This is a genomic window from Peptoclostridium sp., assembly GCF_009881055.1.
Lineage (GTDB): Bacteria > Bacillota > Clostridia > Peptostreptococcales > Peptostreptococcaceae > Peptoclostridium_A.
Window position 1 is genome coordinate 87,291 of sequence record NZ_WXFG01000020.1, and the last position, 26,448, is coordinate 113,738.

Sequence of the window (26,448 nt, forward strand, 5' to 3'; positions counted from 1 at the left end):
ATAATCACCTAACCTTTGCTTATTTCCCCTACATATTCAAGCACAGCCTCTGCATGCCCCGGAGCCTTGACTTTTCTGTATTCCTTCACTATATCTCCATTCTTGTCTATGACGAAGGTCGATCTTTCTATTCCCAGATATTCTTTCCCAAACATCTTTTTGGGTTTGAGCACATCATACAGCTTGAGCAATTCCCCCTCCTCGTCACTGAGGAGTATAAAGTTGAGCTCATGCTTTTGAATAAACTTCTCATGTGACTTCGAGCTGTCCTTGCTCACTCCTATTACAACCGCCCCCAACTTTTCAAATTCATCCTTCAAGTCCCTAAAACCTATGGCCTCAAGAGTGCAGCCCGGCGTATTGTCCTTTGGGTAGAAATAAAGCACCACATATCTTCCCTTGAAGTCTTCGAGCCTGATTATGTTCCCAGCCGAATCGGGCAATTCAAATTCCGGAGCTTTCTTTATTTCAAATGTCTTTTTTTTCATATTGTCCCCCTTTCGCTTTTTAATCGGTCACCGATATTTATAACATAAGCGGAGCCTTATTTTAATTTTTACCAACACTTGCGTATCACTAATCATTAAAAAATTGTATGCAAGTCCTACTCTTAACAATACTGAGGAGTATTGCCTTTGCGGGTGTTAATCTCTGCGATTTAGTTAAACTTTTATTTATGCTTGATTATGAAAAAATATCATTATATTATTTTATTAAAGCCATATTGCTATATGGCAGACAAATTCAACATGCACAGTTCCATATGACAAAAGCGGGAGATATTCCATACGGAATAGCCGAAGATGCAATATAAATGGTGCCAGCCTTTTATAGAAACTTTCAGGCATAAGAACCGTTTTTTGATGGAGCTCTGAAAATTCAAAGACAATCCTTTGAATCTACAGAGAAATATAATGGCTTCTTACTATTATCATGCCACTATGTTTCTTTTTTTATTCTTAAAAATATTCTTTTGAAATGAGGTTTTAATATGAGCGTAAATATAAACGACAAAACCGTAGCCTCACTAGTTCAAACCGCCTGGAACATAAGAAAGAGCAATTTTCCGGACACAATCGAGTTTGACGTACCCGACCAGACCAGGACTGTAAGTGTTACAGGCAACAAGTGCATACTCAACTGTGCGCATTGCGGAGGCCACTATCTCAAAAACATGACTCCTATATCGGATGTAAACAGAATTTCCGACTATTCAAGCCTGTTAATCAGTGGCGGATGCGACGAAATGGGCAAGGTGGACATAGCCGCTCACAAGCCCCTAATAGATGAACTTAAAGAGAATTCCATCAAAATAAATGCCCACGTTGGACTTATCAGCGAAGAGCAAATACGAAAGGTGGCAAGCTTTGCCGACTGTGTTTCTTTTGACTTCCTAACAGACAAAGAAACCATACAGCAGGTTTATGGGCTCGGATTAAAGCCTGAGGACTATATAGACACCTATTTGAACCTCAAAAAGCATGTCAGGGTCGTTCCTCATATCTGCATAGGCCTATACGGCGGCAAACTGCAGGGCGAGATAGATGCTATCAAAAAGCTCAAGGAGCTTGGTGCAGACTCCCTAGTCTTTATTGTCTTCATACCGACTCCAGGCACAAGATACGCCGACAAACCGGCACCCTCTCCTGAGGATGTTGCAAAGGTACTTGCCACTGCAAGAATTGAGTTTCCAGACATACCGATACACTTGGGCTGCATGAGACCCAAAGGCAAGATAAGAGCTCAAATAGACCAGCTTGCTGTGCTTTGTGGAGTAAACAAGCTTGTAAATCCTACAAGACCGGCAGTTGAAGAAGCTCAAAAATGCGGACTTGAAGTTAAATATGGAAGGGAGTGCTGTGTGCTATGATAAGAGTATCTGCAGGAACAGCTCATGTACTTGGGCTACGAGAAATAAAGGCTGATGCCGATCCGACGACGGCATATTTGCTAAACGGAGAAAAATGTTCAAACAACTGCGGCTTCTGCCCACAGGCAAGGGACAGCAAGGATGACGGGTCTCACCTTTCAAGAATTGTATGGCCTGAATATGACGAAGACGACGTGGTAAACAGGCTCAAAAGTGCCAAGGCTTCTGGAGCCATGAAACGGGCGTGCATTCAATTCACTCTCTGCAACGGCTCATTCGACAGGGCAAAATCACTTGCCGCCAGGATAAAAAATGAAGTCGGCATGCCGCTTAGCGTTTCGCTTAATGTGCCAAGCGTGGATAATGCGAGAGAACTGATTGAAGCCGGTGCTTCTAGAGTCAGCATCGCTCTTGATGCGGCAAATGCCGACTTGCACACTCAAATAAAAGGCTCCAGCTTTGATGAAAAGTTAAAGCTGATAAGACAATGTATAACTTTGTTCCCAGGACAGATTTCTACTCACATAATAATAGGCCTGGGTGAGACAGAGGAGCAGGCTCTTAAGCTTATCAGCGAGATGTACAACTTGGATGTTTCTGTAGGTCTTTTCGCATTCACCCCAGTAAGAGGCACAAAGCTTGAAAAGCAATCCCCCCCAGACATCGGCTGCTACAGGAGAGTCCAGATTGCAAACTATCTGCTCAAGCATTCAATAATAGCAGTCGACAACCTCAATTTCGAAGATGGACGGCTAACTGGCATAAATCTGCCAAAGAGCGAAATCGCCAGCGCACTGTCAAGCGGAAAGGCTTTCGAAACAGCCGGATGTGACGGCTGCAACAGGCCATATTATAATGAAAGGCCAGGCGGAACCATATACAACTACCCTCGGGCTCTTAATTCTGACGAGCTCGCAAGAGCCATTGCAGAATCAGGGCTGGACATATAATATAAACATTGACATTTCTGATACAGACTCGACAAAGGAGATGTAATTTTATGAAGTGGAGATTCATAAATACCGGCTACAGCTGCGGTGCTATGAACATGGCAATAGATGAAGCCATACTGACATACCATTCAAAGGGCATGGTCCCTCCAACACTCAGGTTCTACAAATGGGATCCTGCAACAGTATCGCTTGGATATTTTCAAAAATCCAGCAAGGAAGTGGACTTCGAGCAATGCCAGAAAGCAGGCATTGGAGTAGTCAGAAGACTAAGTGGCGGCAGAGCTGTGCTTCATGACGACGAGCTGACATACAGCATAATAGTTGATGAAAGCTTATCTATGATACCAAAAACTGTAACTGAATCCTACAAGCTTCTTTCGCAGGGGCTGCTTCTAGGGTTTTCTAACCTGGGCATAGATGCGCAGCTTTCGCCAGTCGTAAAAATGCGAAGCGGAGACTACACTTCATCAGCATGCTTTGATGCCCCTTCGACATACGAGCTTACAGTTGACGGCAAAAAAATTGTCGGAAGCTCTCAGGTGCGACAGCAAGGCGTGCTTCTTCAGCATGGCTCCATACTCAACGACTTGGATACCGAAAAACTATTCTGCACTATAAAGATGGACAATGAAAGGCTCAAGGATAGAATAAAGTCATCATTCACAGATAAAGCCACAAGCATCAGGCATATTACCGGCTCGACTCTTCCAGATGAAACTCTTTTTAAGGCTTTTTACGAAGGCTTCTCAGATGCACTCGGTTTAGACATCGAAACCGTGGAACTCACATCAGAAGAGCTTGAGCTTGCAAAAATTCTGGCTGAAACAAAATATTCAAGAGATGAGTGGACATTCAGAAGATAGACATTAGACACCGTAAAGGTGTCTTTTTTTGTCATGCTATAAATATTCAAAAAGTATTAGAGCCGAACAACCAATTCTTTAATTGATTATCCGGCTCTTAGGAATGGATCTGACAGCTTATTGAATCTCTTTTGTTCATTTAACACCTTGCCTTTAGATATTCTGAGAATATCTTAAAACTCATATTTCTTTTTTAAGATATCTCGGTATTACTTTGAAGCTGTATATCTTTTTGAATCTTGAATCTTGTTGCTTCATCTCAAGTTCTTTAAGCTTGAGATGTTTGGATGATGGTTGTTGCAATGCTTCTGATTTTGAACCTTTGCTCTTTGCATTTAATTGTAAAGAGTCTTTCTTGCAACTACTGTCTCACCATTCCTTTAATCAAGAAGAATATTTTAATTCTTCTTATTTTATATATACCTTCATCTCAATCTTTCAAACATTTTTTTATAATTATTTTAAAATTATTTTTGATTTTTTCTTTAACAGCATTTCAGCACTCGAACTGTTTTTATCAGCTTATTCGTCGTCTTCATCCCCCATTCTAACAGATTCATGTGATTCTGATGCCACAGGGTGCGTATGGTTGAGCTTCGAATCAAGTGTATACTCCCTGATTCTCTTGATGTTGACCTTCCACAGGTATCCCACATAAAGCATGAATACAAGCAGATACTTTTCCACTCCCAGCATGAGTATGAAATTAAATGTTCCGTGCAGTATCATGGGAACAAAAAGCGATTTTCTAAGGTAGCCCAGTCGCTCCTCATAGCTGCAACTTTTACAGCATTTTGCAAGCGAAAGATAATATCCCATGGTTATTGCAAAAAGCATGTGTGCCGGCACAGACAGTATGCCCCTCATAATCCCAACATATACATTGGCATCGAATCTGAACACCACATAGCTTATGTTCTCGACAGTTGCAAATCCAAGAGCTGCAAATACACAAAAGACTATTCCGTCGAGTTTTTCATGAAAATGTACATCATCGAATGCCCATCTGAGCACAACCTCTCTTTTGAAAAACTCCTCCGTGAATCCTGCCACTATGAATGATGTATAGAATGCAGCCATGGCACCGGAAAATATATTCATACCGAGAAGAAAATTTTCCACTGCAATTACTGGAATCACCGACAGAGCGCCCAACATAAAAATCTTCAAAAGCATGGAAACCGGCTCGCGCTCATACTTGTCCAACATATATACAGCCACCGCAAGTACAACACCTGGAATTACAGCTATAATCCAAATCCTGATATCCATGGGCACCCCCCTTCAAAATTTGATATTCATAGAATCTTTACCCATTTTTCAGCTCATCTAATATATTTACAAACAATTCCAGCAAGATGCAACCTACCACTTCTTTGAAATTTATTTGCATTGATAGTATAATATTATGGTGTTGCGCCGATTTTTAATTCATTGAAAGGAAGTGAATAATTTGAAGCTTTTAAGACAGTCTGGAATAATACTTTCATTTTTGTTTGCAGGAGAACTCATTAACAGGCTAACCCCAATACCAATTCCAGGCAACGTTCTGGGGATGCTCTTGCTTTTTGGCGCACTTTACTTCAAAATAATTGAAGTTTCTATGATAAGGGATGTGTCCAACTTTCTTTTGTCGCATCTTTCATTTTTCTTCATACCTGCCAGCGTGGGCATAATTTCCTGCTTTGAGATATTAAGTGAAACATGGATTCAGGTTATAGGCATCACAATAGTTTCAACATTGCTGGTTATGATTCTTACGGGAATTACAGTTCAGCTTGTTCAAAGGAGGGACAAAATATGGAATCGCTAATAGCAAGTCCTCTTTTCGGGATTACATTGTCTCTGCTTGCATTTGAAGCCGGAAGTATCGTTTTTAAAAAAACAAAATCGCCTTTTTTCAACCCTTTGCTTGTTGGAACTTCACTTGTAATTTTCATTCTCCTCTATTTCAATATTGATATAGAAAACTACAACAAGGGAGCTGGCTTTATTTCCTTCTTTCTCGGGCCTGCCACAGTAGTCCTGGCAGTTCCTCTATACAATCAGATGAAGCTGCTTAAATCAAATTCTGTTGCCATAATTACTGGAATATTAGTTGGGAGTGTGGCATCGATAATAAGCGTTGTATTATTCTCCAGGCTGCTTGGTATAGACGAGCTGCTGCTGCTTTCGCTAATTCCAAAATCAATTACAACTCCAATAGGCATAGAGTTGTCGAAACAAATCGGCGGATTGCCTTCTCTTACAGTGATTTCAATAGTGATAGCCGGCAACACAGGCTATATAGCAGCCCCCTACATATGTAGTCTGTTTCGAATAAAAAATCCTGTTGCTAAGGGAATAGCCATAGGCACTTCCGCACACGCTCTTGGGACTACTAAAGCCATAGAAATGGGCGAAGTTGAGGGAGCCATGGGTGGACTTGCAATAGGAATAGCGGGGATAGTGACTGTGCTAATAACCCCCTTGCTTCTCAAATTTTTGCTATAGGCAATAAGCTTTCAGCAAGAATTATCATGTGTGTTGCGAACAAAATCAAAAAGATGCCAATTGGCATCTTTTTGATTTTGTGTCTTGCTTTAACGCTATTATATTCTTTCCTTTGGTGAATAGTGAGTGTGGAGCAGGTGATGAGCTTTTTCGCTGTAAGGCTCGCCAAGATATTCTTCATAGAGCTTTAAAATTTCTTCATTCTCATGCGACTTTCTCTTTGTCTTGTTTCTGTCTTCCTGGTATATTGCATCCTGACGCTTTTTAATTATCTCCATGTGACCGTGGTGGTACGGCTGTCCGCCTCCGCCGACACATCCGCCAGGGCAGGCCATTATTTCTATTGCCTGGAAGTTGCAATGGCCGTCTCTTATGCATTCTAGCAGCTTTCTTGCATTTCCAAGTCCATGGGCTATTCCAATGTTTACATCCATATCGCCTATCTTAACAGTTCCCTGTCTTATTCCTTCAAGACCTCTAAGCTGCGTGAATTCGACCTCCTTGAGCTCTTCGCCTGTGAGCCATTCGTAAGCTGTTCTTACCGCAGCTTCTATAACGCCTCCGGTCGTTCCGAATATTACAGAAGCTCCGGTGCTTTCTCCCATGACCCTGTCAAAATCTTCATCCTCAAGACTTGGGAAGTCGATACCGCATTCTTTCATCATAGCTGCTATCTCACGAGTTGTAACAACTATATCTACGTTTGCATACTCATCATGAGAAAGCTCCGGCCTCTTGGACTCGGCCTTCTTGGCTATACAAGGCATTACAGATACTACTACTATCTTTTCCGGATCTATTCCCATCTTTTCAGCATAGTATGTCTTTGCTATAGCGCCAAACATTATGTGAGGAGACTTGCATGAAGAAGGTATATCGAGCATGTCAGGGAATTGATGCTCTATGAACTGAACCCATGCAGGACAGCAGCTTGTAAGCAGCGGAAGCGTTCCGCCGTGCTTTATCCTGTGCACGAACTCTGAAGCCTCTTCCATTATAGTAAGGTCTGCTGCAAAGTCAGTATCATATACTGCATCAAAGCCCATTCTCCTAAGCGCTGCAGCAAGCTTGCCTGTCGCTATAGTTCCCGGATCCATTCCGAACATTTCGCCTATGGCAACACGTATAGCAGGCGCAACCTGTACTATTACGTGTTTGTTCGGGTCATTAAGAGCATCCCAAACCTTTGGCGTATGGTTGACTTCAGTAAGCGAAGCCGTAGGACATACAGCCACGCACTGTCCGCAGTATGTGCATGAAGATTCGTTCATCGGTATGTTGAAGGCTGGACCAACGAATGAATCGAATCCCCTGCTTATTCCCGACAATATACCGCATGTTTGTATATCGTTGCACATTGTCTCGCATCTTCTGCACATTATGCACTTGTTTGGATCCTTGACTATTGCTCCTGAAGACGTATCCTTTTCGTAGTTCATCTTCTCGCCTTCCCACTTGATTTCCCTTACTCCTAGCTCATGGGCAAGTGCCTGAAGATCGCACTCCATATTTTTAGGACACGTAAAGCATTCGTTAGGGTGGTTTGACAAAAGCAGCTCTACGGCCGTTCTTCTCGCCTTTATAGCTCTTATAGTGTCCGTCCTCACAACCATTCCTTCCTCTACCGCTGCAGAACATGAGGGAACCAGGTTTGGTCTTCCCTGCACCTCTACAACGCATACACGGCAGGAAGCAGATTTATTTATGAATTTTAGTTCTCCAAGATCCATAAAGCAAAGAGTCGGTATGTGGACATTCACCTGTTTAGCGGCATCCAGTATTGTAGTTCCCTTGTCCACAACCACATCCTGTCCATTTATAGTTAAGCTGACCTTATTTGCTGACATATAATCCCTCCCTATGGTTTCACTACAGCATCGAACTTGCAGGCATCAAAACATGCTCCACACTTAATGCATTTTTCCTGGTCAATTACATGCACCTTTTTAACCTCGCCTGCAATACATCCCACAGGACAAACTCTGGCACAGGCTGTACAGCCTATGCATTTCTCGGGATCTATGGCATATTTCACAAGATCCTTGCACTTGCCTGTCTTGCAGTACTGTTTATTTATATGGTCTTCATATTCATCTCTGAAATATTTGATTGTGCTAAGCACTGGATTAGGAGCAGTCTGGCCTAGTCCGCAAAGTGCAGAGCTCTTTATCATCTCGCCCAGCTCCAGAAGATTGTCTATATCTTCAGGCTTGCCCTGACCCTTAGTTATTCTGTCTAGAATTTCATACATTCTCTTCGTGCCAACTCTGCATGGTGTACATTTTCCGCATGACTCGTCCTGCGTGAATTCAAGATAGAACTTTGCTATATTGACCATGCAGTCGGTCTCGTCCATGACTATCATACCGCCGGAGCCCATCATTGATCCTATGCTCTTTAAGCTTTCATAGTCTATAGGTGTATCCAGGTCTGCTTCGGTTATTACTCCTCCTGATGGTCCTCCTGTCTGCACCGCCTTGAACTTATGGCCGCCCAGTATTCCTCCCCCTATGTCATACACTATCTCTCTTAGGGTGGTGCCCATTGGAACCTCAACAAGGCCTATGTTGTTAATCTTTCCAGCAAGTGCAAATACCTTTGTACCCTTGCTCTTTTCAGTTCCCATAGCTGCAAACCACTTTGCACCATTTAGTATTATTGCCGGCACGTTTGCAAGGGTTTCAACGTTATTAACGCAGGTAGGCTGACCTTTTAGCCCCGACTCTGACGGGAACGGAGGCTTAACTGTCGGCTCTCCTCTGTGTCCTTCAACAGAGTGAATAAGAGCAGTCTCCTCGCCGCATACGAAAGCTCCAGCACCGTATCTTATCTCAATGTCAAAATTAAAGCCTGTTCCAAAAATATTCTTGCCCAGGAAGCCTTTCTCCTCAGCCTGCTTCATGGCAATCTTGAGCCTGTTTATAGCAAGCGGATATTCAGCCCTTATATAGACGACTCCGTGCTGTGCACCTATTGCGTAGGCACCTATTGCCATAGCCTCTATAACGCTGTGGGCATCGCCCTCAAGTATCGACCTGTCCATGAATGCTCCCGGGTCGCCTTCGTCAGCATTACATATTATATACTTCGTTTCGCCGTCTCTTGACTTCTTGGTAAGCTCCCATTTTATGCCTGTCGGGAATCCTCCGCCTCCTCTGCCTCTGAGTCCGCTCTCTTTTATAATATTTATGACTTCATCCCTTGAATACTCTGTGAGACATTTCCTGAGAGCTTCATAGCCTCTTTTCTCAAGATAGTCTTCGATGTGCTCCGGCCCTATCTCACCGCAGTTTCTAAGGGCTACACGGTGCTGCTTTGCATAGAACGCCATGTTCTCATACTCGTGTATCTTTTCGTTGGTTAGTGGATCCACGAAAAGAATTCTTTCAACAAGCTCCCCACCTATTATATGCTGCTCGACTATATCCTTGGCGTCCTTGGGACTTACCTTTACATAGAATACATTGTCAGGCTCAACCTTTACTACCGGGCCCTGTCCGCAAAATCCAAAGCAGCCTGTCTTTACAACCTTTACATTCTCATCCTGTCCATGATGTTTAATTAAAACCTCAAGGTTTTTTATTATTTTTTCACTGTCTGATGAGATACAGCCTGTTCCTGCACAAACCAATATCTTTCTCGCATTAGTACTCATTGGATCCCTCCCCAAAATATAAGTTGATTCACATATTGAAGGTAAAAGCTATTCCTGATAATCGCTTAGTATTCTTTCAACGTCGGCTTCAGTTACATTGCCATACACCTTTTCATTCACAAGCACTACAGGCGCAAGTCCGCATGCACCTACGCACCTTACATCCCTAAGCGTAAAAAGCCCGTCTGGTGTAGTCTCTCCGAATTTAACACCTAGCTTCTCTTCTATTTTGAATTTTACCTTGTCTGCTCCTTTGACAAAGCATGCCGTACCCATGCAAAGGCTTATAGTATTTTTTCCTGTCGGTTTTGTTGTAAAATACGAGTAGAAACTTACCACCCCAAAAACCTGAGCTCCTGGTATTCCAAGCTCTTTAGCTATGAAAAGTTGAACTTCCCTTGGAAGGAATCCAAAAATCTCCTGAGCCTTGTGAAGTATGTTGATAAGAGAACCTTTCTTGTCCTCAAGCCCGTCTATATATTTGCGTAATTCTAGAAACAGATCCTGAGGCAAATCCTTAACACTAGTAGTTTGTTCATGGATATTAGACTTTTCCATAGACATCTCCCTTCTAAATCCTCACAGGTTATTTTTGTTTCTCAACAAGTCGAGCAAATTGTTATTAATTCAACCCGCTTATTGTTACTCTTTTGATGATATACCCTGTGCTGTGAATAATAAATCAATTTTAATTTAAATAAATATGCGCAAAGTTTATTTTTTTGTTAGGTTTTTATTATCTGTTTCACTCTCACACTGGAGGGCCGACACTTGGATACATCATCCTTTGCCGCTTATGTTATAATGATGGTATTCAATTAAGCAGGAGGACTTTATGCTCTGGAATGACAAGCGATATCATACCCTGAACTTCGACCTTAGAAGCCATTTTGGCTGCAAGATAATGAAGCTGTCTGTAGACGGCGGCTTCACATGCCCCAACAGGGACGGAACTCTTGGAAACAACGGCTGCCTTTTTTGCAGCGATTCAGGTTCGGGGGAATTCGCAGGCGACCGGGCAATGCCGATAAAAAATCAGCTTGCTCAACAGATTGAGTTGCTGCATCCAAAATGGCCTAGCGGCAAGTACATTGCATACTTTCAAAATTTCACAAACACCTACTCAAGCATAGACGACCTGGAAGAAAAATATGAAACGGCACTTTCATTCCCGGAAGTTGTCGGCCTAGCCATCGCAACAAGACCTGATTGCCTAGGCGAAGATGTCCTTGAGCTTCTCTCAAGGATAAACAAAAAAACATTCCTCTGGCTTGAGCTGGGTCTTCAGACTGTACATGAAGATACGGCCGGACTCATAAGAAGAGGCTACGCACTTGAACAGTTCGAAAAAGTCTTTGCAAAGCTCAAGGCATCCGGTATAAAGATCGTTGTACATATCATACTCGGCCTCCCGGGCGAAGACCGCTCAAAAATGCTAGAATCAGTACGATACGTATCCGGGCTCAACCCCTACGGCATAAAACTGCATCTGCTGCACATACTGAAAAATAGCGATCTTTTTGATTACTACAATGCACATCCTTTTAATGTGCTTTCAAAAGAGGAATACATCAGCCTTGTCACAGACTCGCTTGAGATTTTAAATCCCAATATAGTAGTTCACAGAGTCACAGGTGATGGCAGCAAGGATACCCTGTTCTCCCCACTGTGGAGCCTCAATAAGCGCAGTGTGCTCAACGGGATAGACATCGAGCTTAAAAGAAGGGATTCCTGGCAGGGAAAATGTTACACCGGATAATTTGCATAAGAAGCTTCTATTCATGCCCAAATATTGATAAATAAATGCAATTGGCTTTTACTCCTGATATGTAATAGAATTTATTTGCCCAATAATATTATCAGGAGGTATATATTTATGCACAACAAAAGCTTCTCAATGATTTTTGCAGCAATGGGTATAGTTCTCAACCTTGTGCTTGGAACAATGGTGTCTATGGCAAAAATACCATTTCTGTTTCTTGACACCATAGGCACTATCTTTGTTGCCGCTACGCTGGGTCCTGTATACGGAATGTTCACTGGCGGTCTTACAAACGTCATACAAGGACTCCTTACAAATCCGAAGGATATTCCGTTTGCGCTTGTAAACATAGCAATAGGTTTAATAGTAGGTATAGCCGCAAAAAAAGGGGAGTTTGGCTTCAAAAAATCAATATTTGTCGGAATTATTTTATCTGTAGTAGCCCCTCTAATTGGCACACCTATAGCAGTATGGATATATGGCGGACTAACTGGAGGCGGCCAGGATATAATCTTCGCATGGCTTCTGAAATCTGGCCAAAGCATATTCACTGCCGCATTCATACCTAGGATTTCGAGCAACTTCATAGACAAGATAGGCAGTTGCATACTTGTGGCTTTCCTAATTACAAGGATTCCGTATGATATGAAAAAAAAGCTTGGCATAAGATAATATAAGAAGTGACCAAATTCCTATAATCTCATGATTATAGGAATTTTTTAAAATATTTTTTATGAAATCGGTTGATTTATGAATGAATTTTCATTGATTTTATCTTTTCAATATATTAATATTTAATTAAATCAAGTTTAGATTTTGTGAGCAACAAATTGGTGTTTACAATTAAATATAGGTGAATGAAGGTTATTGAAGATATCCCTCGAGGATAACCGCAGGAGCAAACATCAAATATGCTGCTATTTGATGTGAATCTTTCAGGTACAGTACAATAACCAGACACATCCCTGGAGAGACCTTTTATAAGGCATCGAAGAAGCAACCGTTATCGGGAATCTTTCAGATAAAAAGACAGGGGGAAAGCAAGCACTGAGACTTATTATATGCTTGTTTACCCTCTGTCTTTTTATGTTGTTCAAAACCAAACTTGACTAACCAAACAAATATAAAAAACCTAAATTTCCAAAGGAGGAATTGTCAATGATTAGTATAGTATTTTCATTAGTTTTTTCAACATTTCTTGTAGGAGTTTTCTCGGACATAATCGCACCTATGGTAGTACCTAATGTAAGAATGGAGCAAGGTGCAGTTCTATCAAGCATCAATAAGGCTGCTTAAACATATTCTAATTATTAACCACAGCAAATATTAAAAACACTTATTATCATCACTCATGTCATTGAAATCATAAATATTTTTAATTTTTTTATTGTAGAAACTACTCCTTTTTGATTCTTTTTGAAACCCATTAATATACTGAATTTACAGAATACTTATCATACTACAAAACACTCAATTATTGGCACTATAATCCAATCTAATTCACATTCATAAATTCAGCCTAAATTTAAAATTTTCATCAAATCAAAAAGGAGGCTAAAACATGGGAGAAACAAGCACTGCAATGCTTTTATCATTTTTTCTCGTCGGAGGTTTTTCATCTGTTTTAATCGCTCTTGCAATCTCCAGCAAACCCCAAAAAACAAGCGCTGTAAGCGACAAAAAATCAGCGTAATATTAAATTTAAGGAGGAAATAAAATGATTGAAATAACACTCACAATGGCTCTTGCAACAATTCTCGTAGGACTTTTTTCATCGGTAATATCTCCTGCAATGTTGCCACACCTTAGTATGGAAACAAGCAGCATTAAATCAGCTAGCAAAAAAGCGGCATAATATGCCGCTTTTTTGCTTATATGTTATGCACAATGTTTTTTACCCATCTGTTTGAAATCAACCTGTAGAGCACTATGGCAAATTTAACTATTTCTTCTAATATTACAAGTGCATACACCCAATAAACAGGAAGTCGCAGGAGAAAAGCCCCTATAACTGCAGTTGTCACCCCTATAAACCACATAGTAAACGCCTCGGTCAGAAGAGAGAACTTCGTGTCTCCTCCTCCTCTTAGAACCCCCACTATCATTATTATGTTGAATACTCTTACAATCAGGGAACCCGCTGTTATATAGAGCATCCATAAAGAATCCCTTGCAACGCTGCCGGAAACATTGAAAAAAGAAACTATAAAAGGGGCAGCCAGCGCAAGCAGGACAGCTATTATGAGTCCTACAGCCGTTCCGAGTGCAGTGAATCTGTAAGCATTGTTCCTGGCCTTTTCTTCCTCACCTGCGCCTATGCAGTTTCCTATCATCACAGCAGAAGCGCTCGCCATGCCAAATATCACCACCATGAATATGTTCTGGATGGTGTTGCATATTTGAACCGCAGCAATAGCCTGTGTGCCAATCCTGCCATACACAACCGAATAGGCTACGAATCCAAACCCCCAGCACGCTTCATTGAGAACTACATTCATTATAATGTGTATTACCTTGCCCATGAATTTGGAATCTATATCCACAAGCTCTCCTAATCTGCCGGCGAGCGGACCATTTTTGGCGTATACATATGCCACAATGAAAATGCTCTCTGCAAGCCTGGCTATAACCGTTGCTATGGCAGCTCCTGCAACTCCCAATTGCGGCAATCCCAGATTTCCGAAAATAAGTCCATAGTTAAGCACTGTATTAAGCAAAAGAGCCACAGTGCTTACAATCATCGGCGGAATAGCGTTTTCTGTGCTTCTTAGCGAGAAACTGTATGCAAATGTTATCCCGGTAAAAATGTAGCTGACTACCACAATCAACAGATATTTCGCACCAAGTTCGATTACTGAGCTGTCTATGTTGAACACCGTGATAATCTTGTCAGGAATTATGAGTGCCGGCAGCGTAAATAATACAGCCGCCATGGTTACAAATAAAAGGCTCAGTCCGTGAGTCCTTCTTATGTTTCTAATGTCTTTTTTGCCCCAAAACTGTGATATGAACACTCCGCAGCCGCTGCATATGCCTATCACGGTAAGGTTAAACAGAAAAAAATACTGATTGGCAATCCCTACAGCAGCCAGAGGAGTCTCACCAAGACGTCCTATCATTATCGTATCTATCATATTGAGCGAAGAAGCTACAAAGCTTTGTATTATTATTGGTATTGATATTTTAAGCATAGTTTTATAGAATTCTTTGTCTATCATAAGTATTTGCATTTTTTCGGCAAAACTGGCTATCAAATCAAATTCTCCCTTCTCTGGCATGTATAAGCTAGTGTACTATGCTATTATACACCATTGGAAATTATCTGGCATGCCAAATACAAAAATGCCGCCTACCAAATATAATTTTTGGCAGGCGGCATTTTTGCTACAGACTTATTCGCATGCAGCGAGGACCTTTTCTCCTTGGCATTACGCTGCACTCTTTAACGGCGTTTGTGCTAATTGCATTAGAAAGCATTAGCTTTATTCGGTTGAGCTGATTCACCTCACTTGCTCCAGGATCATAATCAACTGCGCATATGTTAAGGGTCGAATATCGTTTTTTAAGTTCTTTCATGACACCTTTTCCCACAATATGGTTAGGCAGGCAGCCGAATGGCTGGAGGCACAGTATGTTTTTCACGCCCGACTCGACAAACTTCACTATTTCACCTGTAAGCAGCCAGCCTTCACCTGTCTGGTTGCCCAGCGATATAATTCCAGATGCCTTTCTGGCTATGCTGTGTATGTCCAATGGCATGTCAAATCTTTTGCTGCCTTTAAGGCATATTCTAATGTGGTCTCTAGCAGCTTCTATAACGCTTATGGCGGCACTTGCCTTGATTCCAGTCATTATGTTCCCCGACAGTCTGCGGCTCCTGTAAATGCCATTATACAGACTGTAGAGCACAAAGTCCGTCAGATTCGGGAGAACAGCCTCGGCTCCCTCCTTTTCCAGCAGCTCCACCAGATTATTGTTTGCCAACGGATGATAATTCACTAGTATCTCGCCTACTACGCCAACACGAGGAATTTTCTTGTCATATATTTCAACGGTTTCAAAATCTCGCACCATCGACCTTATGTTGTTTTTAAATTCCTTGAACTTCGACATGGCTCCAGCCTTAGTACATGCACATAGCCATTTTTCATATAGTGAATTTGAAGTCCCTGCGATTTTTTCATAGGGCCTTGTTCTGAGAACAAGACTTGAAAGCAAATCGGCATACATTAATCCATATGCAAGCCTCTCTACAAGCGACGGAGTTATCTTGAATCCAGACTGTTTTTCCATGCCAATTGCATTCAAGGATATTACCGGCGTATCAGGATAGCCAGCATCTGAGAGGGCTTTTTTCAAAAGTGCAATATAGTTGGTTGCCCTGCAGCCTCCGCCTGTTTGAGATATAACGACCGCGGTCGTATCAATATCGTATTTCCCCGAATCCAGGGCATCAATAAGCTGCCCTATAACTATCAAAGACGGATAACATGCGTCGTTATTGACATACTTTAAGCCCTTCTCAACAATTTTGTATTCCATATTCTTGAGGACCTCGAGCCTGTAGCCTTCACTTTTGAATGCGGCCTCTACGAAACTAAAATGCACAGGTGACATTTGAGGGCAAAGTATAGTATGCGACAATTTCATTTCTTTAGTAAATTCAGGAGTTTTGATAATGCGGGCATCTTCCCCTTTTATGCATCTGGACAGGCCGTCTCGCTCACTCATAGCCGCACTAAGTGACCTGAGTCTTATCCTGACAGCTCCAGTATTTATAACTTCGTCGATTTTAAGGAGAGTGAATAGCTTCCCCGAACTTTTCAGTATTTGCTCCACCTGGTCGGAGGTTATAGCATCAATTCCGCAGCCAAAGGAGTTTAGCTGCACTAGTTCAAGATCATCTCTTGATGCGACATATGATGCAGCCCTGTAGAGTCTTGAGTGATACATCCACTGGTCAACTACAGTCAGTTGTATATTGTCATCTGCAAGATGTGCAACCGAGTCCTCAGTAAGCACTGCCATGCCGAGCGACGTTATTATCTTGTCTATTCCGCGGTTTATTTCAGGATCAATGTGATATGGCCTGCCGGCAAGGACAAGCCCTTTCTTTCCTGTCCTTTCCATATATGCAAGGACCCTTTTGCCCATTTCCCTTATGTCGTCTTTCACCAGATTGTCCTCAGCTTCCGCTTTCAATATTGCCCTTTTAACCTCTCGATACTTGATTCCCATATGGCGAAGCTCTTCGTGCATGACATTTGCCAGCCTTTTCTTATCATCATACGGAACGAAAGGATTCATGAAAACCACTCCTTCGTCCGAGAGTCCGTCTATGTTGATTTTTACAAGCTCAGGATAGGACGTCACCATCGGACAGTTGTAAGTGTTTTCAGCAGAGGAGCGTTCTCTCACCTCGTGCATTATACAGGGATAGAAAATGCGCTTCACACCGTCATTTAGCAGCTGCTCGATGTGTCCATGAACCAGTTTTGCGGGATAGCATGCCGTTTCTGACGCTATTGTATCCATTCCAAGCTTGTAGGTTTCCCTTGAAGAGTCCTTCGAAAGCCTGACGCTGAAACCAAGTTCGCTGAAGAATGTGAACCAGAACGGATAATTTTCATACATGTTCAAAACCCGGGGAATGCCTATTACACCGTATTTGGCGTCTTCTTCCCGCTTTGGGGCATATGCAAAAATTCGTTCATACTTTGACCTGAACACATTTAGGCATGTTTCCGAATTTGCTTCTTCGCCCAATCCCTTTTCGCATCTGTTGCCAGATATGTATATCTTGCTATCAGAAAATCTGTTTATCGTCAACATGCAGCTATTTGTGCATCCGCGACATTTTTTTGCCTTTATGTCTACAGTAAAATCCTGAATTTTTTCAAGCTTTATCATTTTGGATTCCGATTTAGCAAAGCATTTCTCCCTTGCAATCAGTGCTGCACCGAACGCTCCCATCATTCCTGAAATTGAAGGCCGGATCACTTTTTTCCCTGTCAGTATCTCAAAACACCTTACCACAGCGTCATTGTAGAATGTGCCTCCCTGTACCACTACATTTTTGCCCAAACAGTCAGCATCTTTAAGTTTTATAACCTTGTAGAGCGCATTTTTGACGACAGCATAACAAAGCCCCGCACAAATATCGCCAACGCTTGCGCCTTCCTTTTGTGCCTGTTTCACCCTCGAATTCATGAATACAGTGCACCTTGAACCAAGATCTACCGGAGACTTGGACATAAGGGCCGCATTCACAAACTCTTCCATGGTCATATCAAGCGATTTCGCAAATGTCTCCAAGAAAGATCCACAACCTGAGGAACAGGCCTCATTTAGCATTATGCTGTCTACAGCCTTGTTTTTTATTCTAATACATTTCATGTCTTGGCCACCGATGTCTATTATTGTGTCGACATCAGGCTCAAAATGTGATGCAGCTTTGAAGTGGGCAACAGTTTCAACCTCTCCAATATCCAGTTTGAAGGCGCTTTGTATTAGTTTTTCGCCGTAGCCTGTGACTGCTGAGCCTATTATATTTATTTCTGTTCCGAAACATTCATATATTCTGGACATCACTTTTTTCACCGTATCCAGAGGCGTTCCCTGATTGTTCCCGTAATATGAATATACAATCCTTGAATTCCTGTCAATTAGAACTACCTTTGTTGTCGTTGATCCGGAGTCAATTCCCAGATAGCAGTCTCCCCTAATATCCTTGGAAATCGTCTCAGATGCTGCTTGTGTATAATGTCTGCTTTTGAAATCCCTACGCTCCTTCTCCCCCGCAAAAAGAGCCGGCAAAGACCTAAGTTCTTCAGATTCAAAGCTCCATGCCTTTTGCAGCGCATGCTTTATTTCTATAAAACTAACTGGTTTTTCATTCTTTGAAAGCAGTGCGGCTCCCATAGCCACAAACAGGTTAGAATTATCAGGTACAGTAATACTGCTCACACAATCTCCCAGTGTCTTTTCAAAAGCTCTTGAAAGTTCCGGCAGAAAATGAAAAGGCCCCCCTAGGAGGACTATATTGCCTTTTATTCGTTTTCCACAAGAAAGACTCGTTATAGTTTGTTCAGCTACAGCATTGAAAACTGATGCCGCTACATCTTCCTTCCTTGCTCCGTCATTCATAAGAGCCTGTATGTCTGTTTTTGCAAATACGCCGCATCTTGCTGCTATGCTGTATGAATTTGAGCTTCTGGATGATAATTCATTAAGACCAAGCGCGTCTGTTTTCAGCAGGGCTGCCATCTGATCTATAAACGCTCCTGTTCCTCCTGCGCATACCCCATTCATTCGCTGCTCTACCTGATTTTCAAAATATGTAATCTTCGCATCTTCCCCACCAAGCTCTATGGAAACATCTGCATAAGGAATGATAGCCTCAACCGATTTTGTCGAAGCTATCACCTCTTGTACAAATGCGACATTCACGGCTTGCGCAGCGCGCATCCCTCCCGAGCCTGTCATTGCTATTGTTATTGTTTTATTGCCCAACAATTGATATGCTTCATTTAACATTCCTGTCAACGTATTCCTTATGTCAGCCAAGTGCCTTTTGTAACTGCTAAAGACAACTGTTCCCATCTGGTCCAGCATAACCATCTTGACTGTTGTTGATCCTATATCTACTCCGACATTAAGTATTCTTCTCATAGAGACTTCAGCCTTGCGGCTGAATTTCACCTCCAGGCTACGAATAATTTATTTGCATTGTGTATTATTTTTCATATTTTTCCATTTAAACTGTGTTTAAACTAATGTTTAATACTATATATGATATGCCCAAACCATTTTTTTGTCAATGTATTCAAGCGTTTTGAATTGTTAATTTTTATTGACACGACAAACAGTAATATTTTAAAATTAATTTAGAACAAGATTTTTTGTTTAAAAAAATCCGGGAGTTGTCTAATTTATGAATATAAAATATCCTGATATCAAATACCATGATTTTCAGAATCTTGAAACAAAGGAGCGGATACTCAAAGCCACCCTTCATATAATATCCCAATACGGCTATGAAAATGTAACAGTACGAAAGGTAGCCCAATATGCCAACGTCAATATAGCTCTTGTAAACTATCATTATGGTTCTAAGGACAATTTGTTGAACGAGGCAATGAAACAGATCACACTCAAGCTTGAAACAGCATTCAATCATCTGGAGTGCAAAGACTCAGCTGCCGAAGAAAGACTTAAGAGATTTTTCGATGAATACACTTCGATAATAATAGAGCACCCTTCCATAATTAAAAATTTCGTATTCCAGACAGTCAAGAAATCATCCATTTTCATACACTATGAAGAATATTTCAAGCATTCAGGCCTTAGGCTTCTCATGGACTCGCTTTCAGAAATTAATCCATCGATAGACAAACCACGTGCTAAAAAACTTTTATTCCAGGCCATGGCAGCTATTTCTGCTCCGGTTCTGATTGCCGGTAAAATGCATTCCATGATAGATGTAGACTACTTCGACCCTTTCCAAAGGGCTGATTATCTAGAACTGCTATTCGATAGTCTTATGGTTTATATAAAAGGCGCATAAGGAGCATAAATAACAAAAAAGAGTGTATACCATCAAAAGGTGTACACTCTTTTTTGTTATTTATCTTATATCATGCTCTATTATGCCTCCGCCTATTACCTCGTCTTCTTTGTAGAAAACTACTGATTGTCCCGGAGTGACAGCCCTTTCGCTCTTTTCAAATGTTACGCACAGCTTACCGTCATCTGTTTGGGTCACCTTGGATTCTATAAAATAACCCCATTGGCATATTTTTGCATGTACATCCAGCTCATCGAAGTTCATTTGGCCTGATGTAAGGCTCCAATTGCTTGCAATCAAACCCTTTGAGTAAACCTGAGAATCGTCGCCAAGTATTATCTCGTTTTTTTCGGAATCTATAGAAATTACAGTCAAAGGCCTCTCCAGCTCCACCTCAAGTCCACGCTTTTGGCCTATTGTATATTTGAATATGCCGCTGTGGCTGCCGAGAAGCTTTCCATCTGTGTCTCTTATTGCTCCTCTTTCAGCCGTCCCTCTAAGGATTTCAGCAATATACCTTTTATGATTTCCATCTGGTATAAAGCATATGCCATTACTGTCTTTTTTCTCAGATATATCAAGATCAAACATGTTGGCTATACTTCTTATTTCATCCTTGGATTCATATTCTCCAAGAGGAAGAATAATCCTGCTCAGTTGCTCCTGACCCAGTGAGTATAGCACATAGGACTGATCCTTCCTATTTGCCTTGCCTCTGAGTATTTTGTATATTGACTTCTCCGAATCATATTTAATCCGAGCATAGTGTCCAGTCGCCAGGTAGTCCGCACCGAATTCCATCGCCGCTTCCATGAATTTGCCATACTTTATTATCCTGTTGCATGTAACGCACGGATTGGGAGTCCTTCCCCTGAGGTATTCGCTTATAAATTCACCTTTTATTTTCTCCTCGAATATATGACTGAAATCCACAACATTATGCGGAATCGAAAGCTTTTCAGCAACACGTCTGGCGTCTTTTATAGAGCGCTCGGACTCGCTTCCCTTTCCAAGAAGCATTGTCAATCCTATTACATTATATCCCCTGCTTTTGAGTATATAAGCCGCCACAGAGCTGTCAACTCCGCCACTCATACCCACGGCAACAGTTTTGCCAAAGCCATCCATGTCAAATCACCTTCTTTATTAATGTACTGCACATTGATTTTAGCACGAAACAGGCTCCTTGTGAAACGAAAAAACAGCCTCCCGAAAATCGGGAGACTGCCATTATTTCTGGTTCGGATCTAGTTCTATCGTAAGACCGTCAGCATTTGTGCCTTTCATTGATGTTATTGTAAATATAACATTCTCCTTGCGGAAAACGTACTTGGAGTCCTCGTCCTTTGCAAAGCCGTTTGTTTCTAGCGCTTTGTAGGCCGTTTCAAGGTCTGCACCCGGCTTTATGCCATATATCGAAGTCTCGGGATTCTTGGTCCCCACCCTTCTTACCTGCTTTGTTTCAGCATTGAACCCTATGTTTATGTCCTTGTCAGCATATTCGTACTCATAGCCGTATACGCACATAGCCCTCTCGCCCTGCGAGCCTACGCTCTCATGGACCTTCTGCTCATCCATATAGATCTTAACCCCGTATACATCTATCTGGGGATTGACTTCATTTTCTATGAGGGAATCAGATGAGCCTGCACATCCTGCAAAGACTGCTGTAAGCATTAGCACAAGCGCCGCCAGTAGCGACAGCCTTGACGTCTTATTTTTCAACTTCATATCCAGCTTCCTGCCATGCTATGAATCCGCCTGGCACTCTGTATACGTCAGTAAAGCCTTGCTCTTTAGCTATAACCGCACCAACGTCACTTCTTGCACATCCAACGAATCCGCAGTAAACAACTACAGTCTTGCTCTTGTCTTCGCCAAGCAGTTTTATGAAAGCTGCCTTTTGCTCTTCAGTTGCATCAGCCATTCCTGTCTTTGGAAGCTCTGCATTCAGCGCTCCTGGTATGCGGTTCTTTGAATAGAAATCCGCAGGCATTGTGTCTATTATTATCATATCTTTCTTTTCGCCAATCCATTTGTTAAGCTCTTCAGTTGAAACAAGCTTGTAGCCGCCCGCCTGATAGTCATTTATGAACTTCATTGTAGCCTTTTCTATAGCCACCTCGCTGCCATCTGGAGCTGTTCCCACCCCTGTTGCTGCTGGTGTTGCCGGAGCTGCTGGAGCCTCAGTTTTTGGTGCGCAGCCTGCTAGAACAGAAACTGAAAGCGCAAGTACTGCCACTAATGCAATAATTCTTTTTTTCATTTTACATCCTCCCTTTAAATTATAGTTATCAGGTATTTTCTACCCATTTTAATTAATTCTATGATAGGGAATCGATAAAATCCAATTATTTAATTTAATGCCAAACTATGTATTTATAGATAATTTTTATAATGATTCGCATTTGATTGTTCGCCTTTAGGTTTGGCCTTTCATGCCACTTCCAAGCTCACAGGAGCTCCAACCCGTACACGGTATGCCTATTCAAAAGTCCCACATTTTTTTTATAATCTCTCTGCACTAAAATCCATGCTATTATCAGCATATGAAAAGCCGTCCTTTTTCAGACGGCTTTTTATATTTAGGTTATACTCCATTTCTTTATTCTCGGGTCAGTGCCTTTGCAATTTCCCACCAAAGTGTTGCAACGCCTGCCACGGCAACTGCATACATTAGCTTTAGTGGCTCAAGCGGCACCGTTCTGGCTATTTCATTTGCCGGTGGGAAGTATATTATTGTAAGAAGCATTGCTGCAACTGCTATATTTATTGTCCATATGACCTTGTCCTTTATGAAATTAACAATACCTGCTACTGCATATTCCGTACTTGACTGATTCACATAGACCAAAATTATATTGGATATTATCATAACAGCAAGGGCAAAGGTTCTAGCTTCATTTTCAGAACTTCCGCCCTGCAGCAGATAGTAGTATGATCCGAATGCAGCCGCGAATATGGCAAGTCCCTGGAGTATGGATTTTGCCATGAGATTTTTTGTCACTAGCGGCTCCTTAGGATTCCTCGGAGGCCTTTCCATAATATTTTTCTCTGCTGGCTGTCTTTCGAACACTATCGAGCACGTGGAGTCAATCACCAGCTCCAAAAGCACTATGTGTATAGGCAGTAGCATCAGCGGCATGTGCATAAGCGGAACTACCAGCGCCATGAGGGCTATTGGAATGTGGATAACAAAAATGTACCCTATGGCTTTTCTTATGTTGTCATATATCCGCCTGCCGTCTCTTACCGTATCGACAATGGTTGTGAAGTTATCATCCAGCAAAATCATGTCGGAGGCTTCGCGAGCAACGCCAGTACCCCTCATGCCCATTGCCACGCCTATATCAGAGTATTTGAGCGCTGGAGCATCATTTACTCCGTCTCCCGTCATTGCTGCTATCTCGCCATTTTGCTTGAGCGCCTTGACAATTCTCAGCTTGTGTCTTGGAATCACCCTGGCAAAAATGTTCGCATGCCTTACAGCATCTCTAAGCTGTTCATCGCCCATATTGTCTATTTGTTTGCCTGTTACCACATCATCGCAATTATCAAGCCCTATCTGGCATGCTATGGAACGTGCCGTAACCCCATTGTCTCCGGTTATCATTACAACTCTTATTCCAGCCCCCTTGCAGAGCCTTATTGAATCAGGGACTGATTCCCGTGGTGGATCCGCAAGACCTATGAGCCCTACAAAATCAAGTCTATTTTCTGAAAGTTCTTCAGGTATAGTATCAAAACCGTTTCTGTGTGCAACGGCTATTACTCTTAGGCCTTTTTCAGACATACTGTTTTGGAAATCATCTATAATATTCTTTTGAGTGTCATCCAGCATGCAAAGGGGCAGTATGCTTTCAGGAGAACCTTTCGCTGTCAGATACGGCTTTCCTCCCACCTCCCAAACATGACCCATCATCTTGGTTTCAGAACTGAACGGGTACTCAAACAGCAGCTCCTTGTCAAAAAGCTCCTCCTTGTTTATATGATGTACCTGAACATATTCCAGTATCGCCTTTTCCATAGGATCAAACGGCTCCGTTTCACATGCAAGCCCTGCAACCTCAAGCAATACTCCGTGACCTGTGTCTGGTTTTGTCCATGTATCCCTTACTGCCATCTGGTTCATTGTAAGAGTACCTGTTTTGTCCACGCATAGTACTGTAACTGAACCCAACGTTTCAACCGAAGGCATGCGCCTTATCAGGGAGTTCTTGTTTGCAAGCCTCCAGGCCCCCATTGAAAGAAATATTGTAAGCACCACCGGAAACTCTTCGGGAATCATGGCCATAGCCAGGGTTACTCCCGAAAGAATTCCGGATACCACGCTGCCGCTGTGCAAATATGTCACCAGGAAAACCATCACAAAAAGTACAAATCCTATAACTGCACAGACCTTCACAAGCCACCTTGTCTGCTTTTCAAGCGGCGTGGGCTCGCTCTCCACCGACGCCACATCAAGTCCAATCTTGCCGTACTCAGTTTCAAGCCCTATGCTTGTTACTTTTATTATAGCCGTGCCCTGAGTAACCATTGTGCTGGCATAGCATCTGTCCCTTCTCCAGTGAGCTTCCTGTTCCTCTTGCACAACTTCAAGCTTTTTCCATACAACCTCTGACTCACCCGTGAGAATTGACTCATCAATTCCAAGGTCAAACATCTCAACAATTTCACCGTCAGCAGGTATCTTTTCGCCTTCCTCCACAATGAAAATATCTCCCACACAAAGCAGCCGGCTGTCTACATCTTCCAGCTCGCCGTTTCTTATAACCCTCACTCTTTGTGCCGACAAATCCTTGAGAGCCTTTAGCGTCTTGTCAGTCCGCCATTCCTGGAACATTTCAATAGCGGCTATGACAACTACAAAAACCAGCATCGTGGTACCGTCTCTTGGTTCACCCAGAAAAAAATATACTGCCGCAGCTACAAATAGAAGAATAAACATGGGTTCTTCGAATACATGCAAAATCTTGTGCAGTATGTTTTCTTTCTTCTCTGGCACTATTTCGTTGTAACCATGCTTTTCTTGCAGCTTGGCAACCTCTTCGGATGTGAGCCCGAAGTAATCCCCCTTGAATCCATTGAACTTTGGCATAAATATCCCCCCTAACAAAAAAACCTGTGGAACCATGAAAAAACGGTCCCACAGGTAATATTTACCTGCTGCCAGCAAATTGCCAGCCGAGCTATACGCACTTGGAATCCAAGCACATAGCCTGCTCCAAAACATATTTGTTATTTGAGATAATAATACCCATTTATATTATATATTAAAAAAACAAAAACAGCTTTTTATCAATCGCTGACTTTATCAGCTCAATCTCATTGATTCAAAATATTATTTTGTTATAGCTCCTATAAGAGGATTTGCAAAAAGCATTATAAGCGCAACAACGAGACCAAATATACCAGTGGATTCTGCTACCGCAGCGCCAAGAAGCATTGTACTGACTATCTGACCCTGATTTTCAGGTCTCTTTCCAACAGCTTCAGCACCTTTTCCAGCCGCGTAACCTTGTCCAATACCAGGTCCAATACCAGCGATCATTGCAAAACCTGCTCCTATAGCTGAAAGGGCTATTACTAAATCTCTATCTGTTATATCGAACATCATCTTATGTTTCCTCCTTGTTACTGCTTACTGCATGCTGCAATATGTAGTAATCCATTTTATAATATTTTTAATAGGGGAAATAATTTAACGCTGTTTAAACAAGCATCGACCTGCCCATCCCAGGTGACTTATCACATGCAGTTCGTATTCTAACCCCGTGATTTGAAATATACCCGATAAAATTAATATTAAACTCGTTAACCCCGAACTTTGACAAACTGAAAAGATACTGATATTGAAGGGCTTCTTTAACGACAGGAATTTTTTCAAAAAAAGCAGAAAGGGGCCTTGTTTATAGATGTATGTTTGCAAAGTGTGTCAACTCATTTAGTTAATAATCTTTATCATGAAAGATAGTATAACTCTTTTCCTAATAAAATGTAAGCTTTAATTTTACCTGTATTTCAATGTATTAAGCAGTATTTCATATTTAAATAGATTTATAGTATTTTATCTTATCTAAAGTCCATTTTAGACGTATTATCTCATGAAATGTCCTCTTATTAGAAATTAACATGCTTTTAACATTCAAAGTGCCTTCCCATCTTATTGTGAACCTCCCATGACTAAAGTCACGGGCTTCTGTCTCTCGACATCATTTTCCTGCTTCTCAGACCGACCTTACTGCATCGCATTCTCCACAGGCGTTAATTCGGATAGTTCCTACCC

At 41.9% G+C, this 26,448-nt stretch carries 23 protein-coding genes and 3 riboswitches; of the genes, 11 read left to right on the top strand and 12 right to left on the bottom strand.

The window, feature by feature from the left end:
- Positions 1–8 precede the first annotated feature (8 nt).
- Positions 9–488, bottom strand: coding sequence for a thioredoxin-dependent thiol peroxidase (gene bcp / locus GT589_RS04875; RefSeq protein WP_293396839.1), 480 nt, complete (start codon positions 486–488; stop codon positions 9–11).
- 275 nt (positions 489–763) lie between these two features.
- Positions 764–866: riboswitch (glycine riboswitch) on the top strand.
- Positions 867–991: 125 nt separating this feature from the next.
- Here bcp and GT589_RS04880 point away from each other — a divergent pair.
- The 3 genes from GT589_RS04880 to GT589_RS04890 are packed head-to-tail and all read left to right on the top strand — an operon-like array spanning position 992 to position 3,686.
- Positions 992–1,870 carry a radical SAM protein gene (locus GT589_RS04880; RefSeq protein ID WP_293396842.1) on the top strand — a complete coding sequence of 293 codons (879 nt, stop codon included), beginning with the start codon at positions 992–994 and terminating at the stop codon, positions 1,868–1,870.
- Positions 1,867–2,820: a radical SAM protein gene (locus GT589_RS04885; protein ID WP_293396845.1), complete on the top strand. Its 954-nt coding sequence runs from the start codon at positions 1,867–1,869 to the stop codon at positions 2,818–2,820. The genes GT589_RS04880 and GT589_RS04885 overlap by 4 nt, the downstream gene beginning before the upstream one ends.
- A gap of 50 nt (positions 2,821–2,870) precedes the next feature.
- Entirely contained in the window at positions 2,871–3,686 is an 816-nt protein-coding gene (locus GT589_RS04890) for a lipoate--protein ligase family protein (protein WP_293396848.1), read from the top strand.
- A 522-nt stretch (positions 3,687–4,208) separates the two neighbouring features.
- On the opposite strand, the gene GT589_RS04895 is transcribed toward GT589_RS04890, so the two are convergent.
- Entirely contained in the window at positions 4,209–4,958 is a 750-nt protein-coding gene (locus tag GT589_RS04895) for a PrsW family intramembrane metalloprotease (RefSeq protein ID WP_293396851.1), read from the bottom strand.
- 181 nt (positions 4,959–5,139) lie between these two features.
- On the opposite strand from GT589_RS04895, the gene GT589_RS04900 reads away from it, so the two are divergent.
- Together GT589_RS04900 and GT589_RS04905 are read left to right on the top strand one after the other, a co-directional pair.
- On the top strand, positions 5,140–5,499 hold the full coding sequence (locus tag GT589_RS04900; RefSeq protein WP_293396853.1) for a CidA/LrgA family protein: 360 nt from the start codon (positions 5,140–5,142) through the stop codon (positions 5,497–5,499).
- On the top strand, positions 5,487–6,179 hold the full coding sequence (locus GT589_RS04905) for an LrgB family protein (RefSeq protein ID WP_293396856.1): 693 nt from the start codon (positions 5,487–5,489) through the stop codon (positions 6,177–6,179). Before GT589_RS04900 ends, GT589_RS04905 begins: the two co-directional genes overlap by 13 nt.
- A 98-nt stretch (positions 6,180–6,277) precedes the next feature.
- On the opposite strand, the gene GT589_RS04910 is transcribed toward GT589_RS04905, so the two are convergent.
- From GT589_RS04910 to GT589_RS04920, 3 genes are read right to left on the bottom strand one after another with little or no spacing between them, the layout of a single operon-like run.
- Complete coding sequence (locus GT589_RS04910; protein WP_293396859.1) at positions 6,278–8,026, bottom strand: NADH-dependent [FeFe] hydrogenase, group A6; 1,749 nt, start codon at positions 8,024–8,026, stop codon at positions 6,278–6,280.
- Between the two features lie 11 nt (positions 8,027–8,037).
- Positions 8,038–9,834 (bottom strand): NADH-quinone oxidoreductase subunit NuoF, encoded by a 1,797-nt coding sequence (nuoF, locus tag GT589_RS04915; RefSeq protein WP_293396862.1) that lies wholly within the window; start codon positions 9,832–9,834, stop codon positions 8,038–8,040.
- A 48-nt stretch (positions 9,835–9,882) separates the two neighbouring features.
- A complete protein-coding gene (locus GT589_RS04920) occupies positions 9,883–10,392 on the bottom strand; it encodes an NADH-quinone oxidoreductase subunit NuoE family protein (RefSeq protein ID WP_293396865.1) in 510 nt (169 codons plus the stop codon).
- Positions 10,393–10,669: 277 nt separating this feature from the next.
- Here GT589_RS04920 and GT589_RS04925 point away from each other — a divergent pair, with 277 nt between their 5' ends.
- The 5 genes from GT589_RS04925 (at position 10,670) to GT589_RS04945 (ending at position 13,451) form a co-directional block, all read left to right on the top strand.
- Entirely contained in the window at positions 10,670–11,593 is a 924-nt protein-coding gene (locus tag GT589_RS04925; RefSeq protein WP_293396868.1) for a TIGR01212 family radical SAM protein, read from the top strand.
- 117 nt (positions 11,594–11,710) lie between these two features.
- Positions 11,711–12,268 carry a CD3073 family putative ECF transporter S component gene (locus tag GT589_RS04930; RefSeq protein ID WP_293396871.1) on the top strand — a complete coding sequence of 186 codons (558 nt, stop codon included), beginning with the start codon at positions 11,711–11,713 and terminating at the stop codon, positions 12,266–12,268.
- A gap of 283 nt (positions 12,269–12,551) precedes the next feature.
- Positions 12,552–12,639, top strand: a riboswitch (glycine riboswitch).
- Between the two features lie 115 nt (positions 12,640–12,754).
- A complete protein-coding gene (locus GT589_RS04935; RefSeq protein WP_293396874.1) occupies positions 12,755–12,892 on the top strand; it encodes a hypothetical protein in 138 nt (45 codons plus the stop codon).
- A gap of 265 nt (positions 12,893–13,157) precedes the next feature.
- Entirely contained in the window at positions 13,158–13,289 is a 132-nt protein-coding gene (locus GT589_RS04940; RefSeq protein WP_293396877.1) for a hypothetical protein, read from the top strand.
- Positions 13,290–13,313: 24 nt separating this feature from the next.
- A complete protein-coding gene (locus GT589_RS04945) occupies positions 13,314–13,451 on the top strand; it encodes a hypothetical protein (protein WP_293396880.1) in 138 nt (45 codons plus the stop codon).
- A gap of 16 nt (positions 13,452–13,467) precedes the next feature.
- On the opposite strand, the gene GT589_RS04950 is transcribed toward GT589_RS04945, so the two are convergent.
- The gene (locus tag GT589_RS04950) at positions 13,468–14,850 is read right to left on the bottom strand and encodes an MATE family efflux transporter (protein ID WP_293396883.1); all 1,383 of its coding nucleotides are present in this window, start codon (positions 14,848–14,850) and stop codon (positions 13,468–13,470) included.
- Between the two features lie 130 nt (positions 14,851–14,980).
- Positions 14,981–19,267 (bottom strand): 2-hydroxyacyl-CoA dehydratase, encoded by a 4,287-nt coding sequence (locus tag GT589_RS04955; protein ID WP_293396886.1) that lies wholly within the window; start codon positions 19,265–19,267, stop codon positions 14,981–14,983.
- A 262-nt stretch (positions 19,268–19,529) separates the two neighbouring features.
- Between GT589_RS04955 and GT589_RS04960 the strand changes: the two genes are divergently transcribed.
- Entirely contained in the window at positions 19,530–20,162 is a 633-nt protein-coding gene (locus tag GT589_RS04960) for a TetR/AcrR family transcriptional regulator (protein WP_293396888.1), read from the top strand.
- A gap of 60 nt (positions 20,163–20,222) precedes the next feature.
- On the opposite strand, the gene mnmA is transcribed toward GT589_RS04960, so the two are convergent.
- The 5 genes from mnmA to atpE form a co-directional block, all read right to left on the bottom strand.
- A complete protein-coding gene (mnmA, locus tag GT589_RS04965) occupies positions 20,223–21,290 on the bottom strand; it encodes a tRNA 2-thiouridine(34) synthase MnmA (protein ID WP_293396891.1) in 1,068 nt (355 codons plus the stop codon).
- Positions 21,291–21,392: 102 nt separating this feature from the next.
- Positions 21,393–21,893, bottom strand: a complete 501-nt coding sequence (locus GT589_RS04970) for a hypothetical protein (RefSeq protein WP_293396894.1) — start codon at positions 21,891–21,893, stop codon at positions 21,393–21,395.
- Positions 21,877–22,428 carry a rhodanese-like domain-containing protein gene (locus tag GT589_RS04975; protein WP_293396897.1) on the bottom strand — a complete coding sequence of 184 codons (552 nt, stop codon included), beginning with the start codon at positions 22,426–22,428 and terminating at the stop codon, positions 21,877–21,879. Before GT589_RS04975 ends, GT589_RS04970 begins: the two co-directional genes overlap by 17 nt.
- Before the next feature lie 339 nt (positions 22,429–22,767).
- Entirely contained in the window at positions 22,768–25,260 is a 2,493-nt protein-coding gene (locus GT589_RS04980) for a cation-translocating P-type ATPase (RefSeq protein ID WP_293396900.1), read from the bottom strand.
- A gap of 41 nt (positions 25,261–25,301) precedes the next feature.
- Positions 25,302–25,399, bottom strand: a riboswitch (NiCo riboswitch).
- Positions 25,400–25,503: 104 nt separating this feature from the next.
- Positions 25,504–25,776: an ATP synthase F0 subunit C gene (atpE, locus tag GT589_RS04985; RefSeq protein WP_293396912.1), complete on the bottom strand. Its 273-nt coding sequence runs from the start codon at positions 25,774–25,776 to the stop codon at positions 25,504–25,506.
- Between the last annotated feature and the right edge of the window lie 672 nt (positions 25,777–26,448).

What these genes read in the sequence shown, in the direction of transcription:
- bcp (WP_293396839.1), bottom strand. Translation starts at nt 488, where the DNA reads ATGAAAAAAAAGACATTTGAAATAAAGAAAGCTCCGGAATTTGAATTG.
- GT589_RS04880 (WP_293396842.1), top strand. Translation starts at nt 992, where the DNA reads ATGAGCGTAAATATAAACGACAAAACCGTAGCCTCACTAGTTCAAACC.
- GT589_RS04885 (WP_293396845.1), top strand. Translation starts at nt 1,867, where the DNA reads ATGATAAGAGTATCTGCAGGAACAGCTCATGTACTTGGGCTACGAGAA.
- GT589_RS04890 (WP_293396848.1), top strand. Translation starts at nt 2,871, where the DNA reads ATGAAGTGGAGATTCATAAATACCGGCTACAGCTGCGGTGCTATGAAC.
- GT589_RS04895 (WP_293396851.1), bottom strand. Translation starts at nt 4,958, where the DNA reads ATGGATATCAGGATTTGGATTATAGCTGTAATTCCAGGTGTTGTACTT.
- GT589_RS04905 (WP_293396856.1), top strand. Translation starts at nt 5,487, where the DNA reads ATGGAATCGCTAATAGCAAGTCCTCTTTTCGGGATTACATTGTCTCTG.
- GT589_RS04910 (WP_293396859.1), bottom strand. Translation starts at nt 8,026, where the DNA reads ATGTCAGCAAATAAGGTCAGCTTAACTATAAATGGACAGGATGTGGTT.
- nuoF (WP_293396862.1), bottom strand. Translation starts at nt 9,834, where the DNA reads ATGAGTACTAATGCGAGAAAGATATTGGTTTGTGCAGGAACAGGCTGT.
- GT589_RS04920 (WP_293396865.1), bottom strand. Translation starts at nt 10,392, where the DNA reads ATGGAAAAGTCTAATATCCATGAACAAACTACTAGTGTTAAGGATTTG.
- GT589_RS04925 (WP_293396868.1), top strand. Translation starts at nt 10,670, where the DNA reads ATGCTCTGGAATGACAAGCGATATCATACCCTGAACTTCGACCTTAGA.
- GT589_RS04930 (WP_293396871.1), top strand. Translation starts at nt 11,711, where the DNA reads ATGCACAACAAAAGCTTCTCAATGATTTTTGCAGCAATGGGTATAGTT.
- GT589_RS04935 (WP_293396874.1), top strand. Translation starts at nt 12,755, where the DNA reads ATGATTAGTATAGTATTTTCATTAGTTTTTTCAACATTTCTTGTAGGA.
- GT589_RS04940 (WP_293396877.1), top strand. Translation starts at nt 13,158, where the DNA reads ATGGGAGAAACAAGCACTGCAATGCTTTTATCATTTTTTCTCGTCGGA.
- GT589_RS04945 (WP_293396880.1), top strand. Translation starts at nt 13,314, where the DNA reads ATGATTGAAATAACACTCACAATGGCTCTTGCAACAATTCTCGTAGGA.
- GT589_RS04955 (WP_293396886.1), bottom strand. Translation starts at nt 19,267, where the DNA reads ATGAGAAGAATACTTAATGTCGGAGTAGATATAGGATCAACAACAGTC.
- GT589_RS04960 (WP_293396888.1), top strand. Translation starts at nt 19,530, where the DNA reads ATGAATATAAAATATCCTGATATCAAATACCATGATTTTCAGAATCTT.
- mnmA (WP_293396891.1), bottom strand. Translation starts at nt 21,290, where the DNA reads ATGGATGGCTTTGGCAAAACTGTTGCCGTGGGTATGAGTGGCGGAGTT.
- GT589_RS04970 (WP_293396894.1), bottom strand. Translation starts at nt 21,893, where the DNA reads ATGAAGTTGAAAAATAAGACGTCAAGGCTGTCGCTACTGGCGGCGCTT.
- GT589_RS04975 (WP_293396897.1), bottom strand. Translation starts at nt 22,428, where the DNA reads ATGAAAAAAAGAATTATTGCATTAGTGGCAGTACTTGCGCTTTCAGTT.
- GT589_RS04980 (WP_293396900.1), bottom strand. Translation starts at nt 25,260, where the DNA reads ATGCCAAAGTTCAATGGATTCAAGGGGGATTACTTCGGGCTCACATCC.
- atpE (WP_293396912.1), bottom strand. Translation starts at nt 25,776, where the DNA reads ATGTTCGATATAACAGATAGAGATTTAGTAATAGCCCTTTCAGCTATA.